The sequence below is a fragment of the Pseudomonas sp. S2_A05 genome (assembly GCF_054668485.1).
Genome location: NZ_CP162775.1, coordinates 1,744,997 through 1,761,728 on the forward strand (window position 1 = coordinate 1,744,997; position 16,732 = coordinate 1,761,728).

Annotated in this window: 14 protein-coding genes and 1 pseudogene; 4 read left to right on the forward strand and 11 right to left on the reverse strand. The window is 58.4% G+C overall.

Translation table 11 applies throughout. From position 1 onward, the window contains the following. Positions 1-233: 233 nt before the first annotated feature. From gnd to AB4O12_RS08125, 3 genes are read left to right on the forward strand one after another with little or no spacing between them, the layout of a single operon-like run. Complete coding sequence (gene gnd / locus AB4O12_RS08115) at positions 234-1,214, forward strand: phosphogluconate dehydrogenase (NAD(+)-dependent, decarboxylating) (protein WP_095179978.1); 981 nt, start codon at positions 234-236, stop codon at positions 1,212-1,214. Then, the gene (gene zwf / locus AB4O12_RS08120) at positions 1,211-2,734 is read left to right on the forward strand and encodes a glucose-6-phosphate dehydrogenase (RefSeq protein ID WP_150742100.1); all 1,524 of its coding nucleotides are present in this window, start codon (positions 1,211-1,213) and stop codon (positions 2,732-2,734) included. Before gnd ends, zwf begins: the two co-directional genes overlap by 4 nt. Then, positions 2,731-3,552, forward strand: a complete 822-nt coding sequence (locus AB4O12_RS08125; protein WP_460061276.1) for an HAD family hydrolase — start codon at positions 2,731-2,733, stop codon at positions 3,550-3,552. The genes zwf and AB4O12_RS08125 overlap by 4 nt, the downstream gene beginning before the upstream one ends. Before the next feature lie 159 nt (positions 3,553-3,711). Here AB4O12_RS08125 and nhaB read toward each other — a convergent pair whose 3' ends face one another. The 3 genes from nhaB to AB4O12_RS08140 form a co-directional block, all read right to left on the reverse strand. Further along, positions 3,712-5,214, reverse strand: coding sequence for a sodium/proton antiporter NhaB (nhaB, locus tag AB4O12_RS08130; protein WP_056785902.1), 1,503 nt, complete (start codon positions 5,212-5,214; stop codon positions 3,712-3,714). 98 nt (positions 5,215-5,312) lie between these two features. Then, positions 5,313-6,602 carry an NHL repeat-containing protein gene (locus AB4O12_RS08135; protein WP_236168851.1) on the reverse strand — a complete coding sequence of 430 codons (1,290 nt, stop codon included), beginning with the start codon at positions 6,600-6,602 and terminating at the stop codon, positions 5,313-5,315. 264 nt (positions 6,603-6,866) lie between these two features. Then, positions 6,867-7,133, reverse strand: coding sequence for a hypothetical protein (locus AB4O12_RS08140; RefSeq protein ID WP_095179983.1), 267 nt, complete (start codon positions 7,131-7,133; stop codon positions 6,867-6,869). A 520-nt stretch (positions 7,134-7,653) separates the two neighbouring features. On the opposite strand from AB4O12_RS08140, the gene AB4O12_RS08145 reads away from it, so the two are divergent. Further along, entirely contained in the window at positions 7,654-8,979 is a 1,326-nt protein-coding gene (locus tag AB4O12_RS08145) for a sigma-54 dependent transcriptional regulator (protein WP_041479695.1), read from the forward strand. A 99-nt stretch (positions 8,980-9,078) separates the two neighbouring features. Here AB4O12_RS08145 and AB4O12_RS08150 read toward each other — a convergent pair whose 3' ends face one another. The 8 genes and pseudogenes from AB4O12_RS08150 to AB4O12_RS08185 all read right to left on the reverse strand — a co-directional run bounded on the left by AB4O12_RS08150 (position 9,079) and on the right by AB4O12_RS08185 (position 16,498). After that, the gene (locus AB4O12_RS08150; RefSeq protein WP_460061279.1) at positions 9,079-10,203 is read right to left on the reverse strand and encodes a hypothetical protein; all 1,125 of its coding nucleotides are present in this window, start codon (positions 10,201-10,203) and stop codon (positions 9,079-9,081) included. A 4-nt stretch (positions 10,204-10,207) separates the two neighbouring features. Beyond that, the gene (locus AB4O12_RS08155) at positions 10,208-11,290 is read right to left on the reverse strand and encodes a hypothetical protein (protein ID WP_460061281.1); all 1,083 of its coding nucleotides are present in this window, start codon (positions 11,288-11,290) and stop codon (positions 10,208-10,210) included. 222 nt (positions 11,291-11,512) lie between these two features. Then, positions 11,513-12,828: pseudogene (locus AB4O12_RS08160) on the reverse strand (hypothetical protein). A gap of 45 nt (positions 12,829-12,873) precedes the next feature. Next, positions 12,874-13,620 (reverse strand): hypothetical protein, encoded by a 747-nt coding sequence (locus tag AB4O12_RS08165; RefSeq protein ID WP_041479693.1) that lies wholly within the window; start codon positions 13,618-13,620, stop codon positions 12,874-12,876. Between the two features lie 43 nt (positions 13,621-13,663). Then, positions 13,664-14,344 carry a C39 family peptidase gene (locus AB4O12_RS08170; protein WP_024012915.1) on the reverse strand — a complete coding sequence of 227 codons (681 nt, stop codon included), beginning with the start codon at positions 14,342-14,344 and terminating at the stop codon, positions 13,664-13,666. A gap of 64 nt (positions 14,345-14,408) precedes the next feature. Beyond that, positions 14,409-15,401: a heme utilization protein gene (locus AB4O12_RS08175; RefSeq protein WP_252869514.1), complete on the reverse strand. Its 993-nt coding sequence runs from the start codon at positions 15,399-15,401 to the stop codon at positions 14,409-14,411. Positions 15,402-15,474: 73 nt separating this feature from the next. Next, positions 15,475-16,047, reverse strand: a complete 573-nt coding sequence (locus AB4O12_RS08180; protein WP_460061284.1) for an adhesin — start codon at positions 16,045-16,047, stop codon at positions 15,475-15,477. Between the two features lies 1 nt (position 16,048). After that, positions 16,049-16,498, reverse strand: coding sequence for a hypothetical protein (locus tag AB4O12_RS08185; RefSeq protein WP_056785923.1), 450 nt, complete (start codon positions 16,496-16,498; stop codon positions 16,049-16,051). Positions 16,499-16,732: the final 234 nt, after the last annotated feature.

A 16,732-nucleotide genomic window follows, 5' to 3' on the forward strand; every position in this document is an offset into this window, starting at 1 on the left:
TCGTTTTGAGGCGCTTGACTTACTATCGGCGCCAATTTTGATTTCTTTTGCCCTGGAAGGGAACTTTTTTATTTTTCATGGTCGGTGTGTCTTCGGCAGGATTCGGGGCGTTATCACTCTGGATCGGGCACAATGCCCGGAAACTTCATCGCAACGCTCTGGACTAACCTCCATCAGTCGCGTTGGGCTATAACCAATGACACACATTTATTTGTAGTAAGGAGCATCAGCACATGCAACTCGGGATTATTGGACTGGGCCGCATGGGCGGCAATATTGCGCGACGTCTGATGCTCAACGGGCACACCACCGTTGTTTACGACCGCAATACCGCTTTCATCGATAACCTGGTCGCCGAGGGCTCCACCGGCGTCGCCGATTTGCCAGCGCTGGTTGCCGGCCTCGACAAGCCGCGTGCTGTCTGGGTCATGCTGCCGGCGGGCGCACCGACCGAAGACACCATCAACACCCTGAGCGAACTGCTCGAACCCGGCGATACCATCATCGACGGCGGCAACACCAACTATAAGGACGACATTCGCCGGGCCAAAACGCTGAACGACAAGGGCCTGCACTACATCGACGTCGGCACCTCCGGCGGCGTCTGGGGCCTGGAACGCGGTTATTGCATGATGATCGGTGGCGATGCCGAAACCGTGCAGCGTCTCGATCCGCTGTTCGCCGCACTGGCGCCGGGCATGGGCGACATTCCGCGCACCAAGGACCGCAAGTCCGATGACCACCGCGCCGAGCATGGCTACATCCACGCCGGTCCCGCCGGCGCCGGGCACTTCGTGAAGATGATTCACAACGGCATCGAGTACGGCATGATGGCCGCGTTCGCCGAGGGCTTCGACATCCTCAAGACCAAATCCAGCGAACGCTTGCCGGAAGATCAGCGTTTTGATCTGAACGTGGCCGATATCGCTGAAGTCTGGCGTCGTGGCAGCGTGGTGTCGTCGTGGTTGCTTGACCTGACTGCCGACGCACTGGCCAGTGATCCGAAGCTCGACGGTTTCTCCGGTTCCGTGGCTGACAGCGGCGAAGGCCAATGGACCATCGAAGCGGCCATGGAGCAAGCAGTGCCAGTACCGGTGCTTTCCAACTCGCTGTTCTCCCGTTACCGCTCGCGCGGGCAGGGCACCTTCGGTGACAAGATCCTGTCGGCACAACGCTTCGGCTTCGGCGGCCACGTGGAGACCGCGAAAAAATGACCCATACGATCCGCAGAAAATCCAAGGCAGAACCCGCACCACCGACCACGCTATTCCTGTTCGGTGCCCACGGCGACCTGGTCAAGCGCCTGCTCATGCCGGCGCTGTACAACCTCAGTCGCGACGGTCTGCTCGACGAAAACCTGCGGATCGTCGGCGTTGATCACAACGCCATTACCGATGAAGCCTTTGCGCAGAAGCTCGAAGACTTCATCCGTACCGAAGTGGCGGCGAAGGTCGGCAAGGGCGATCAGATGCTTGATCCGGTCTTGTGGGCCAAGCTCGCCAAAGGCATCAGCTACGTCCAGGGCGATTTCCTCGACGACAGCACCTATTCAGCCCTGGCGGCGAAAATCGCCGACAGCGGCACCGGCAACGCGGTCTTCTACCTGGCCACCGCGCCACGTTTCTTCAGTGAAGTGGTGCGCCGCCTCGGCAGCGCCGGTTTGCTTGAAGAAACCCCCGAAGCGTTCAGAAGAGTGGTGATCGAGAAGCCGTTCGGCTCCGACCTGCAGACCGCCGAAGCCTTGAACGCGTGCCTGCTCAAGGTCATGAGCGAGAAGCAGATCTACCGCATCGACCATTACCTGGGCAAGGAAACCGTGCAGAACATTCTGGTCAGCCGGTTCTCCAACAGCCTGTTCGAAGCGTTCTGGAACAATCATTACATCGACCACGTGCAGATCACCGCGGCGGAAACCGTCGGTGTGGAAACCCGTGGCAGCTTTTACGAACACACCGGCGCACTGCGCGACATGGTGCCCAATCACCTGTTCCAATTGTTGGCCATGGTCGCGATGGAACCGCCGGCTGCTTTCGGCGCTGACGCGGTGCGCGGCGAGAAGGCCAAAGTGGTCGGGGCGATTCGTCCCTGGTCGACGGAAGAAGCCCGGGCCAACTCGGTGCGCGGCCAGTACAGTGCCGGCGAGCGCGATGGCCAGCCATTAAAGGGTTATCGCGAAGAAGCCAACGTGTCGCCCGACAGCACCACGGAAACCTATGTGGCGCTGAAGGTGATGATCGATAACTGGCGCTGGGTCGGCGTGCCGTTCTATCTGCGCACCGGCAAGCGCATGAGCGTGCGCGACACCGAGATCGTCATCTGCTTCAAACCAGCGCCGTACGCACAGTTCCGCGACACCGAAGTCGACGAGTTGCAGCCGACTTATCTGCGCATCCAGATCCAGCCAAACGAAGGCATGTGGTTCGACCTGCTGGCCAAGCGCCCGGGGCCGGCGCTGAATATGGCGAACATCGAGTTGGGCTTTGCCTACAAGGACTTCTTCGAGATGCAGCCTTCCACCGGCTACGAAACCTTGATCTACGACTGCCTGACCGGTGATCAGACGCTGTTCCAGCGTGCCGACAACATCGAGAACGGTTGGCGAGCCGTGCAGCCTTTCCTTGATGCCTGGCAGCAGGATGCGAGCGTCGAGACGTATGCGGCTGGCGAAGATGGCCCGCAAGCCGCCGAAGATCTGCTGACTCGCGATGGTCGCGTCTGGCACGGCCTGGGATGAGTGATTTGCCAAAACAACCCATACGTTTTCTGCTCAGCGACATGGACGGCACACTGTTGCTGCCGGATCACACGCTGAACCAACGCACCATCGAAGCCGTGCGCTCGCTGCGCGATGCCGGCGTGCTGTTCAGCCTCGCCAGCGGCCGCCCGCCGAAAGCCATGTTGCAGCAGATCGAGGCGCTAGGCGTTGATCTGCCGACAGCGGCGTTCAATGGCGGCACCATCGTCAAACCGGACGGCACGCTGTTGGCCGCGCATTATTTGCCGGCGACCACAGCGCTGATCGCACTGGCACTGTTTGCCGATCAACCGGAGGTGGAAATCTGGGTGTTCAGCGGCGGCGACTGGCTGCTCAAGGACCCGCACGGGCCGATGGTCCCACGTGAACAGAGTGGCCTCGGCTATCCGCCGGTGGTGGTCGAGAGTTTTGAACCGTATCTGGAGCGCATCGACAAGATCGTCGCTACCAGCAACAACACTGAGTTGCTGATTGAGCTGGAGGCGCAGTTGTTGCCCAAGGTCAACGGCATGGCGCAAGTGTCGCGCTCGCAGCCGGTGTATCTCGACGTTACGGCGCTTGAGGCCAACAAAGGCACGGCATTGACGACCATCGCCGAATACCTCGGCGTGCCGCTGGAGCAAACCGCTGTCATCGGCGACGGCGGCAACGACCCGGCGATGTTCAAATGCGCTGGCTTTTCGATTGCCATGGGCCAGGCGGAAGAGGCGGTGAAGCACCAGGCTGATGTCGTTACAGCGCCAAACACTGAAGACGGCGTCGTCCTGGCGATCGAGAAATACATCCTCCCGCACTGACCCAACACCAAAACCAATGTGGGAGCGAGCCTGCTCGCGAAGGCGGTGTGTCATTCAACAGATTCGTTGCCTGACACGACCTCTTCGCGAGCAGCTCGCTCCCACAGGTTTTCGCGGCGCGTGCAAACCCCGGTAACCCACAGGTTTATTCAGTGTTGCTTAGAGCCAATAGCTCACCGCATACCAGCCCAGCAGTCCCATCACCACGGTATACGGCACCGCCATCCACACCATGCGCCCGTACGACAAACGCACCAGCGGTGCAATCGCCGAGGTCAGCAGGAACAGAAACGCTGCCTGACCATTCGGTGTCGCCACGCTCGGCAGGTTGGTGCCGGTATTGATCGCAATCGCCAATGTCTCGAAGTGCTCGCGAGTCATGTGCCCGGCCAGAAAAGCCTGTTTCACCTCAGTGATGTAAATGGTCGCGACAAACACGTTGTCGCTGATCGCCGAGAGCAAGCCGTTGGCGATGAACAACATGCCCGGCTGTTGATCCATCGGCAGCGCCAAGACCCACTCGATCAGTGGGACGAACAGATGCTGATCGTGAATGACCGCCACCACGGCAAAAAACACCACCAGCAGTGCAGTAAACGGCATGGCGTCCTTGAACGCGCTGCCCAGACGATGCTCGTCGGTGATCCCGGTAAACGCGGTGATCAACACGATTACCATCAACCCGATCAGGCCAACTTCAGCCAAGTGAAACGCCAGGCATCCAATCAGGATAAGCGCCGCCGCCCCTTGCACCAGCAGCGCCGCCGTCTGACGAGGCGTGCGTTTGGCGTTGTCCTCGGCGGCGTAGTTGGCCAACACGGCGCGGACGTTGTCTGGCAGCAGCGTGCCGTATCCGAACCAGCGCAGCTTCTCCAGCAGCACGCAAGTGACCAGACCCGCCGCCAGTACCGGCAGCGACACCGGGGCAACTTTCTGGAAGAACTCGCCGAAATGCCAGCCCATCTCATGGCCGATCAACAGGTTCTGCGGCTCACCGACCAAGGTGCAGACGCCACCGAGCGCTGTGCCGACCGCTCCGTGCATCAACAGGCTGCGCAGGAAAGCGCGGAATTGATTCAAGTCCTCATGGTGTCGCGACGGTAAATGCTGATCGTCAGCGAATTCGCTGTCCTTGCGTGGATCATTGCCCGACGCGACGCGGTGATACACCGAGTAAAAGCCGACAGCCGCACTGATGATCACCGCCGTCACGGTCAGCGCATCCAGAAACGCAGAGAGGAACGCTGACAAGAAGCAGAACATCAGCGCCAGAATCGCTTTCGAGCGCACGCCCAACAGGAGCCGCGAGAAGAGAAACAGCAGCAGATCTTTCATGAAGTAGATGCCGGCAACCATGAACATCAGCAGCAGGATCACCGGAAAGTTGTGCAGCAACTCATCGTAAAGCGCTTGCGGCGTGGTCATCTTCAACAGCAACGCTTCAATCAACAGCAGGCCGCCGGGCATCAACGGATAACACTTGAGCGCCATGGCCAGGGTGAAGATGAATTCGATCACCAGCAACCAGCCTGCGGCGACCGGCCCGACGGTGAACAGCACCACGGCATTGAGAATGAGAAAACCGACGATGGTCGCCTTGTACCAGCGTGGCGATTGCCCGAGGAAGTTGTGCGCGAACGCCTGGGCGATTGAACCGGACATCGGCTGCTCCTTTTATTTAGAAGCGCGAAAGTTGCCGGATGTTTCAGGGAAGATCAAGTCGCCGATAACCTCGATCCTCATGTCGGCTGTTGAATGCTCTATGGATTCAGATAACGCGCAACCATTGCCCGGTAGTTGCCATCCAGCGAATAGCCACCTACCACAATCGCCCCGTCAGTATGTACGGTCAGTGAATTGGCGGTATCGAGACTTCGCCCCAGTCGCGTGCGCAACCAGCCATGGCCCTCACCGAACGCTGGATCAAGGCTGCCATCGAGTTGATAGCGCGCCACCATGAAGTCAGCTTCGACTCCGCCGATGGTCGCGCCCACGGCGACGATGCGGCCGTCGCTCATTTGCTGGGCGGCGTTCCATTGGCATCCGCTGGGGCCGATGTCCAACACCTGTGGCTGGCCATGATGACAGTGCAGGTCCGGTCGACCGTTGGCGTGCAGGACAAACGTCAAACAGCGGATTGGATCGCGGCTGCTGCCGAAGCAATAAAGCCTGTCGTCGGACTCAATAATCTGGCTGACCTGAGCGCTGTTGCCGTGAGCCTTGAAGGCCATGAAGCCATCGACGGCGAAGCGCTCGTCCAGGCTGCCATCGGGCCGATACACCGCCAGCAGGCCTTGCTGAGGAAAGTCGATGGAACCTGCGACGACGATGCGCCCATCCTCCTTCAACAACAGCGTGCTCAGCCAGGTATTGAGCAGCAGGTGGCGGACCACTACAAATCCGCGTCCGTTGAATGATTCGTCGAGAAATCCATCGGGTTGCAGGCGGATCAATATGCCGGCGTGGTCGGCAAGGCTGAAATGATGGTTGGCGATCAGCAGAATACGGCCGTCTTCCTGCACCACAAAGTCACAGGCTTCGACGCCCGGCACGCCCGGCGGCAACCAGTTGTCGCGGGTGCCCATGGACAGCTCGCCGGGCAGCCGCACCACCTGGAAACCGTCATCGCCGAAGAATCGGTCTGGCTGGCCGTTGGCATCGAACAGGGCGAGGGCGGGCAGGGTGCGTTGGGTGTCTTCATAATGCAGGCCGGCCAGCAGAATCTTGCCGTCGGCTAACACCTGAACCTTGCCGGCCTTGGCTTCGAAACCCTCGACGAAACTGCCGATCACGCTGCCCTGAAAGCCGAACGACAAATCCGCCGACCCATCGGCCAGCAGCCGCGCCAGGCCGAACCGACTTCCCTTGGCCGTACCGACCTTGGCGGCGACCAGAATCCGGCCCTGTGCATCAAGCTCGACATGTTGGGTCTGGCTGGACAAACTGCCGGCAAAGTACACCTGCGCAACACCGCCAATGGCGAATGTCGGGTCGAGCGAACCGGGGGCGGTCCATGCAGTAGGCAGCGCGTAAGGGCTCAGGGTGGACATGCACGCGTCTCCTTGTGCCTGAGCCGATACCCAGTGGTTGGGAGGCTGACTGCACGAGCGAAACATTCAATCCCTGAACCGCGAGAAGTACAACTGGGGGAACTAACAGAAGGACGGTCGCACTGTGCCAGAACAGTGTCTTGTTGAACCACTCGCAAGCGAGCCAAGTACTTTCGATGAAACGGCACTGCAACTACGTTGATTGTTCGACTACGCATACAACAAGGGCGGATGACTTTAACGTCATCCGCCCTTGTTCGGTAATCAGTGTGGCATCGACCACGATTGCAGTGTGTGGCCGTCTTCGCTGAGCTCAGCGCGGGCCTGCTGCAGCAGTTGTTCGAGTTGCGCCGGGTCAGAGTAGGCGCTGCTCGGGATCTGTTTGCGACCGATGTGGGAGTTGGTGCGGTCGACGACGGTCAGGCTCAGTTCGCCATTGCCGTCTTGTGGCGCCCAGGCAACGCATTGAAAAGGCTTGAACGCGTGGTTGGCAATCAAAAGAGCTTCGTTGATACGCAGCGGGGCAGTCATGGGGTCTTCTCTCTATTGGCGCCCAATCAAATGATGTGCCGTCGGTTGGGCTTACCGTGCGGCTGGTTACTTGTACTGATGCACGCAACCGGGGGGCGGGTCACACGTGAAACAAAGAAATTTCAGATTCTTTACATAACGTAAGTTCGTTTCGTTAAACCTGCACATGTCCGAACACCGCGCTGAATTCACCCTCACCCCAGCCCTCTCCCCGAGGAGAGGGAGCCGAGTTGTGGGCTTTTCAAACTGGAGTTCGGCTCGGTCTTTCAGATCGGCTGACCTCGCGTATACCTCACCCTAGCCCTCTCCCTCGGGAGAGGGCTAGGGTGAGGGGCAGCTCTTTTGATTCACCGCAAATAGTCGATAGCTAACTAACAACCAACTTTCTTATAACTCTTTTAATACCCAGCCTATAAGCAATCGGTACAAGCCCCCGTCAAAATCTTGCTAGTGTTACAACCGGGTCTGCCAAATGACTGTTTTTACGATCATTTATCAAATTTGGCGCCAAGGAACAGTCATGAGCGAAGCGCCTGCATCGAGACGTTTACTGGTGGTCGATCCCTGCGACGACTGTTATCGCCTGTTGCCCGGATTGCGCGCCGTAGGCTGGGATGTCGACAGTTGTAATCTGGAAAACGCCGCATCCCGGGCCTGCGATGTCGGCCTGCTGCGTTTGCAGCCCTACCACCTGGAACGACCCGAAGCCGTCAAAGAGCTGATCAGCCGCAGCGGCACCGAGTGGATCGCCGTGCTCAATCAGGAAGTCCTGCGCTTGCAGAACGTCGGTGACTTCGTCTGTGAATGGTTTTTCGATTTCCACACCTTGCCCTTCGACGTTTCCCGCGTACAGGTCACCCTCGGCCGCGCCTTCGGCATGGCACGCCTGCGCGGGCAGGGTACGATTCATGTCGATCAGCCGGAGCACGAACTGCTCGGCGACAGCAAGCCGATCCGCGAACTGCGCAAACTGCTGAGCAAACTGGCCCCGACCGAATCGCCCGTGCTGATTCGCGGCGAAAGCGGCACCGGCAAGGAACTCGTCGCGCGCACCTTGCACCGCCAATCCCAGCGCCACAACAAACCGTTTGTAGCTATCAACTGCGGGGCGATACCAGAGCATTTGATTCAGTCCGAATTGTTTGGCCACGAAAAAGGCGCGTTCACCGGCGCGCACCAGCGCAAGGTCGGACGCATCGAAGCGGCCAATGGCGGCACGTTGTTCCTCGACGAAATCGGCGACCTGCCGCTGGAATTGCAGGCCAATCTCCTGCGCTTTCTGCAGGAAAAGCATATTGAACGGGTAGGGGGCAGTCAGCCGATACCGGTGGATGTACGCGTGTTGGCCGCAACCCACGTTGACCTGGAAGCGGCGATTGAGAAGAAGCGCTTTCGTGAAGACCTTTATTACCGGCTGAACGTCCTGCAAGTGGTGACCGCGCCATTGCGCGAGCGCCACGGCGATCTATCGATGCTGGCCAACCACTTTTCGCACTTCTACAGCCATGAAACCGGGCGTCGACCAAGAAGCTTCAGCGAAGACGCGCTGATTGCCATGGGCAAGCACGACTGGCCGGGCAATGTGCGCGAGCTGGCTAACCGGGTCAGGCGTGGGTTGGTGTTGGCGGAGGGGAGGCAAATCGAGGCGCGGGATTTGGGATTGATCAGTCAGCATTCCATCGCCACGCCGATGGGCACGCTGGAAGACTACAAGACCCGGGCGGAACGGCAGGCGTTGTGTGATGTGTTGAACCGGCACAGTGATAATTTAAGTGTGGCCGCGAAAGTTTTAGGGGTTTCGCGGCCTACTTTTTATCGGTTGTTGCATAAGCATCAGATTAGGTGAGTGCAAGAATCAGAATATAAATGCAATTGTTTTTGTTAGGGTGTCACACAAAACATCCAATATAGTGCGTTTGATCTTGCTTCATAATAGGATTGGATTTTAAAATTTCCGCAACCTTATATTTTTGATACGTGTTTGCGCCACAACTCCGCCCACATAAAGGTATAACATTAATGTTTTTGGCGTCTCGTATTTTGCGGCATTAAAACGAAAGTTTTGAGACTGCCAAAGCATAGAGCTGGGTACGTTGAGCTGCGTTTTTTCATTATTCTGCTTGAATATTACAACGCACAGTTCTGTGTTTTTATAATCAAAACTCAACTCATATTGGTCGCCCTCTTCAACTTCTTGGAAACTCTTGACGATCTGAATGGCACTGCGCACCTGTGGGCCGTGTACTGATTCAAGAAAATACTCATTTTCAATAAAGGAAATTCTTGGATGGGAGCCCTCTCCATATTGGACTGCCCAATGGTTCCAATGATAGTTATCAAACGTAGTCAAATCATCCAACCCAGCCTTAACCCCATAGCTCCTCACCCGACACGCCACGGCCTCACCCTCAACCGCCCCCGCATGCAATCCCACCTTAAATACAACAGCCAACTTCGAATCAGCCTTACACCCGCGCAACCACTCCACCTCAGCCAAATAATCAAGCCCCCCTCCCTGATCATGCGCCGCCCCGACAAACTGCTCCTTGACGCGCTCTCCACCATTCGTGAACGTCTCCACATACCTTAACCAGATCGGTAATCCCGCCCGCTGAAACGGCCAGGCACTACACAAAACCTTCGTATCATCCTTGAGCATTCCAACATCCAGCACCTCACCATCAAAACCCTCAAGTTTCGGCATCGGCATGCTCGATTGCAGCAACTCGCCAATCACCAACGTCACGCTCTGCACAGGCGTCGGCTGGCCATTGACGATCAAGTTGTATTTCAATTCCACACTGCGTTGCAGATTTGCCCCGGTGATAGAAGAATCGATATCGAATTGCACTTTCGACTGTCCCGCCACCGGCTTGTGCTGGGGAGGCACTGAGCCGGCGCCGGGTCTGCCGGCGATTTCCAGTTGCACTTCGTGATTGGCGCCAAACGTCGAAGTGTCAAACACCACGGTAAATCCGCTTTGATACAGATTCGGGTTCAGCCTGTAATCGGGCGCCTGCACAACCGTTGGCGGTTTCAACTGACTGGCTTCGCCGGTGACCGCGATCACAATGTCATTGGAGGGGGCGCGCAGGTGCGCCGGCGCGCAGCAGCTGAAAGCCGACCTTGGCCGAACCGTTGACGATCGCTGTGATCTTGTCGTTCGGGATCGGGAAGTCGTGATGGCCGGGCACGCTGTCGACAGTTTTTTCCAGCGGGCCGACGATCACGGGCTGTCCTCCAGACGTCGTACCGGCCCAGGTCAGGACGACCTTGTCACCAGCCTGGTAGTCGGCGCCTGTGAAGTAAACCCGGGCGGCGGCGTCGCTCGTGCCCAGTACCTTCAGGTCGATGGTGGTGACGTTCTGGCCGTTGACCCAGATCGTCGGCGCCGGCAAGCGATTGTTCAGATCCACCGAGACGTAAGTGATTTTCGCCCACCGCGCCTTCGGATCCGGCAGATTACCCACCCGGTCGACGACCTGATAGCTCACTTCGATATTGTTGCCGTTGCCTTGCGCCCTGATGACGTCCTCGGTGAAGGTAGCGAAGATCGGATGGTTGACCGGATCGTCGATCTGCTCTCTGGTGACCGGGTAGTACGTCACCACCTGATCACCCCAACGGCACCGAATGGTGTCGAAGATGGCGATGTTCTCATAGGGTACGATGTTCATGCGGATTCCCCGCCGGGCCAAATCCTCATTCACGCCATTGGACGGATCCGGACTAAGCGTATAGATCAGGCCGGAGTTGCCTTCTTCGCTGTCGCTATCGGTGCCACCTGGTTGTGTGAGTTGGACCCACACACGCCGTACCGGCTCGGAGCTAACCGGGTCCTGACCCAAGCGCTGTACGGTGTAAACGATCAGTGCTTCGCCATTGGTGACTTGACCCTTGGGGACTTTGAATTCGAGCCGCTTATTCAAGTTGCTTTCATCGACCGGAATTGTCCCAACTTCGACGCCATCAAAATACATTTTACAGTTGTCATACATCGCCATCCCTACCCACGGATCTACGATGATCAGCAAATCATTTTCGACGGTCTCGAGCGAAATGCCACCGTCGTAGCCCCCATCCTTCAAAACGGCCTGTTTCAAAACAAAGGGTGGATTCAGAGCGAGAATGCGGTTTTCATCCGGCGTCTGGTTCATGTCGATGCTCCGTTACGGCCTGTTGCAAGGTGCGAGGCGCTGGAGTCATGTAAGCGGATTCAGCGGTAGGGCGCACCTGTCAGATCTGACAGGTGCGGACGTATTTCCGATAAGTGGTCGCGAGTTACACCAGCAGCGAAAAGCCGACAGATCAAAGGATCGCAGCCTTCGGCAGCGCCTACACGAACTGTAGGCGCTGCCGAAGGCTGCGATCTTTTGCTTTTAGAAGTAATACGGGAATTTCAGGCTGAACGAGAAGTCCGGCGCATCATCGGTCATGCCGATCGACAAGTTCGGCACGATCGTCAGGTTGTCGGTGGCCGCAATGGTCATGCCGACGTTGAAGTAACCGGCGTTGGCATCACTGGACACTACCGATTCCCAATCGCCGCCGTCCTGTTTCAGCTTGCTTTTGCGTTGCACCAGGTCGGAGACCGAGAACGACATACTCATCTTCTCGTTGAGCGCGAAGGCGATACCGGCGCCGATCTGGAAGCTGTCGCCAATCTTAACCTTGCCCGGGTTTTTCTGATTGACCGTAGAGCTGATGTCGTCGAACGACTCCTCGAGGTTGTGGGTGTAGGAAAGGCTGCCGAACAGCACCGCCGGGTCAAACGTCTTGACCAGCGAGATACCCGGCGTGATCGACCAGACGCCGTTGCCGGTGGGCAGGGTGTCGGGGACGAACAGGTTGGAGTTGGCGTCGGTCTGGCGCAGTTTGATGCCGAACGGGTCTTTGCCGGTCGGCGCCTTGACGCGCAAGGTGACCACGGCGTCCGGGGTGTTGAGCGATTCGTCGAGGAACTTGTAGGCGATACCGAAGTTGACGTCGCCAATGGTTGGATCCTTGGTGACGGTTTCTTCTGTTGTTACGCCAGCCGCGCCCTCGTTGCCGCCGCCGGATTGATACGTCGACTCGCGATAGATCACCGGCACGTTCAGGTCGAACTGCCAGCGGTTATCGAAGTTGTAGCGGCCGGTGAGGTCCAGGGTCCAGGTGTCGGCCTTGATCCGGTCGAGGTTGATGTTGCCGAGGAAAATCGAATCCAGCGCAAGGAAACCGTTGAGGATCAACTGGCGGGTGTCGTAGCGCGAATAGGTCAGGCCGGTTTCCACGCTGAACTTGCCGCCGCCGAAGAAACCGCTGGCTTCGTCATACAGGTTGGAAACGCTCTGCGCCGGTTGTGAATCATCGGCCAGCGATTGGCCATAGGAAGCGCCACTGCCCCCGGCGGCGCCTCCCGATGCAGCGGCCGCACCGGTGCCTGTGGCGGCTCCGGCGGCGACGCGATTGCCTTTCATGTCGGACGGCGATTTCGCCAGTCGTTTTGGCGGTGGGGCCGCGGGTGTTTCTTCTACCTGGCGGACCCGTTGTTCAAGTACCGCCAGCGCTTGTTGTTGTTGTTCGTATCGTTGTCTCAGTTCCAGAAGTTCCCGTTTCAGGGCTTCTACATCGGCGTCGGGTGCTGCTTGCAGCATTGCCGCCGGGAGAAGGGTACTCAACACACTGCGGCACGCAGTGATACTGATCGATACATGAATAAGCCGTCCCTTTAAGCCCAATGATCGAGACTCAGCGTAGTTCAATATCCGATATTGCGTAGGGCCCCGAGTTGGGTCAGGTTGCAATCCAGTGCACCGGCGCTTCTGCCGTTATTGTTCAGTACGACGTTGAGTTGCGTAAGGTTGTTGACCACGTTGGCGCTGCCCAGCAATCGGGTGTTCTGCAGCAGCCCGCCCTGGGCGACTTGTTGCAGTGCCGTGCCTTGATTGCCGCTGGCCTGAATGGCCATTTGCACGCCACCGCCATTGGCTGAAACCGCGACACTGCCGGCGCCGTTGCTGCCAGTAATGGTTTGTCCGGCGATAAGGGCCTGGCCTTGCGATGGCACCAGTGCCGGCGCCTGACTGGCTTCGCTGACGTTGATCGCGACGTTGTTGTTGGCGGTGTTGCCATCGCCGGCGGCGCGTACGCTTTGCGTCACACCCTGGCTGCTGTTGAGGCCGGCGCCACCGATTACGCTGCCGGTGCCTGCGGTGAGGGCGCTGCCGTTGCCCGACTCCTTGATGGTCGAGACGTAGAATTCCGGTTTGACGGTTGCGGCCTGGATCTGCATCGAGGTCGCGGCCCCGATCAAGTCGCCGCTGGCGTTGCGCCAGGTGCTGCTCATGACAATGCCGAAGCTGATGATCCGCCCCGGCATGACGTAACGACCGCGCAGCTCGGCGAGCTCCTGGTCCTTGATTTCGATGGGTTTGAATCCGGCATGGGCTAAACCTGACGCACTCGCTGCCAGGCAGGCGGCGGCCAGCCAGTATGAGCTTTTCATCTGCTGCTCCCGGGACATCCAGTCCCATTCTCTAACTCGGCGATTAAAAGAAGTCGCTCTGAATGAACCCGAAATCCATCAATTCCGCATCTTTGACCGGGTTGAAACTGTCCAGCGAGTTCTTCGCCGTCAGCGGCACCGGAGGGCTGCGCAAGGCGTTGGCCTTGTCGTAACCGGGGCCGACGATGGCAAAGACAATGCCGTTCCAACCTTTGACAAAGTCGTCGTGCTTGTAGCGCTTGTGGCCGAGAACCGGGTCACCGATGTAGACCCAATCCTTGTCCGAACGCTGCAGGACGACGAAATGCTTGTAACCACGAATGTCCATCAGAACCACCACCGGAATGGTCACCGCTTCGAGTTTCTCGGGCGGGATCCGGTAGCCACGGGCGCGCATGCCGATGCTTTCTACGTAGCGCTTCATGTCGAGCATGGAGAAACCCTGGGTTCGCACCAGGTCCTGGTCAGCGTTGACCAGCATGCCTTTGATGATGTGCTCCTCATCGACGTCGAGCCAATAGGCCTGGCGCAGGACCGTCGCCAGTGCAGCAGCGCCGCAGCTGAAGTCGGTTTTCTGTTCGACGATGTCGGCAAACTTGCGCTCACGAATGCTTTGCACATCCTTGTAGACCAGCACGCCACCCGGCAGGGCAGCGACGGGCATCTGGGCCGCCTGAGTCAGGCCGCACAGACAAAGCAGAGCGAGGAGGGCAGGAGTCCGCATGATCGAATACGCCTTGTGGAACCGAGGAAAAGCCCCGTTGCCGGGGCTTTCGTTTCGATCGCGATTACATGCAGGCTTTGCAACCTGCGGCGATGGACAGCGAGTTGCTTTGTTGGTTGCCCACACCCGCCGAGACGTTGGCTCCGCCGTTGCCGGAGAAGTTGTTCATCGAGTTGGTCATGTTGGCGTTGTTGACGACAGGAGTTTTCCAGCCATCTTTGGTCAACACTTGTTGGGTGGTGACGCCAGCGAGGCCAAAAGTACCCACGGCTTCGAACTTGGCTTTCTGATCATCGTTGCCGCCATGGCCGCCGCCACGGTTACCCCAACCACCATGGTCGTTGTCGTCTTCGATGGTCGCAGTGCCTTTGGCTTTGAACACGCCAGCGGCTGCATAAGTACCGGTAAGGGTGTCGGTTTTGTAAGCCTGCACGCCTTTGTTTTCCACGACCAGGCCAGTCGAGGACTGGTTGGCAGAGGCGGCAGCCTGCGCTACACGACCACCGGAAACGGCGATGGCGAGGTTGTTTTTCTGTTGGTTGAAGTTGCCGGCGGTCACGTTGATGCCGATGTTGCCGGAACCGTTGTTGCCAGTATTGGTGAGGTTGGCGTTGTTGAAGGTGGAAGAGTTTTTCACGTAGTTGTTGTTGTTCACCTGAGTCGCGCTCGAGGCGGCAACAGCATTGCCGAAGATGAAGCTTTCGTCAGCGGTAGCCAGCGCAGCAGCGTTGTCCTGCTGGTTGCCGTCGCCGCCCGCCACGTTGGCACCCATGTTGCCGTTGGAGCCGTTGAGCGAGTCGCTGGCATTGGCGTTGTTCAGGGTGCCCTGGTTTTTCACCACGTTGCCGTCGCTGTTTTGTGCGTCAAGTACAGCGGCGCCGGCGCCTGCGGTGATCTGCAGCAGTTGTTCAAGATTCGGACCTTGTGGCTGGCCGTGACCATTGCCGTGCCCGTTACCATGACCGTCGTTGTCACCACGGCCGCCAGCCTGTGCTGCCATTGCCATCACTGCTGCGAGTGCGAAAACCAGTGGTTTGAGAGCCATTGTAGGTTTCATGGTTGTTTCTCCGTCGTGCTTATTAGTTGGTTAAGTGTTGGGACTTTTCTAATTGCACTGCTTTTTGTTTGGGTCAGTCTGCGACCCGGATGCTCAGGGTGTTAGCCATGCGGTTCCCCACCCCGGCACTCTGGTTCACCTGGATTACCCCGCGGCTGCCGGTGAAGGCCTGATCACTTGTCGTGACCTGGCGACTGCCGATTGAGGTACCAGTTGCTCCTGAGCTCGGTAAAAACGCCACGTTCTGTTGTGAAAGGGCGCTGTCGTCAACGCTCTGCGGGCCGGCACTGATGCTGACGCGCGTGACGTTGGCCATTTGGTTGTTGGCACCGGCGCCCTGGTTCACACCGAGGATGCCGTTGCCATTGCTGAAAGAGTTGCCGCCGATGTTGGCGCTCGCGTCGATGGCGCGGCTGGCGGGCGTGTCGATGGTCTGCCCGACGCTGGTGGTGGCATGGGCTTCGGTGCCGATGGCAATCGCCTTGGTGTTGGCTTGTTGCATCTGGTCACCGGCAGCCTGGTTGACATTGAAGTTGCCGCGATACTGAGCGCCGGAATCCTGAATGTTTGCCTTGTTGACTGAAGCCGAATCGGCCATGGCGCTGGTGCAGCCGAGCAGGGCGAGAAGCAGCAGGGTGCGATTCATGTCATTGGCCTCCGGCCATACGAGTCAGAGGCGCCAACCCGGTGCTCATCGCCCGGTTGACGGTATTGGAGATCGAGGCGCCAGAACCACCGCCGCTGCCAGTGCGCATACCGGGCAGGCCGTTCTGATTGGTCAGGGTGTTCATGCCGGGCAGGTTGGAGCTTGGCGTGGTCATGTTGCCGCGAATCGATGAGCCGCTGGCGACGCTGGCGAAATCACCGTCAGTGAGTTCGGTACTGCTGAGGGTCTGGTTGATCCGCGCCGAAGGGTTGGCGTTGACCGTGGTCGGATAGGGGTCTTTGCCGCCATTGCGCCCGATCGCGACGGGTTGAACGTCGCGGTTGAGGACGATCACGCCGTTGCCTTCAGCCTGGGCGCTGACACTGATCAAAGCGCTGGCGGCTGATCCGATCAGCAGGAGGCAGGTCAGGCCTTTATTGAAATTCCCCACGGCTGCAATTCCTTCTTCAGTGGGCTGGGTTATTCAGCGTTGTGAAGAAGAGAGCGAAAGCTGTGCCGGTTTTGAATTATCGTTTTATTTCAACGGCTTACATGCTTTGGGAAGTTCCCTGTTGCGGGCACTGTTTCAGCGCTGAGACACAGGGCGGATCGCTTGCGGGGCAATGGGCGCCGGAAAGCTCTGGAACAAGGGTTTGCGCCGAGGTGTTTCATCGGCGTAACAGAT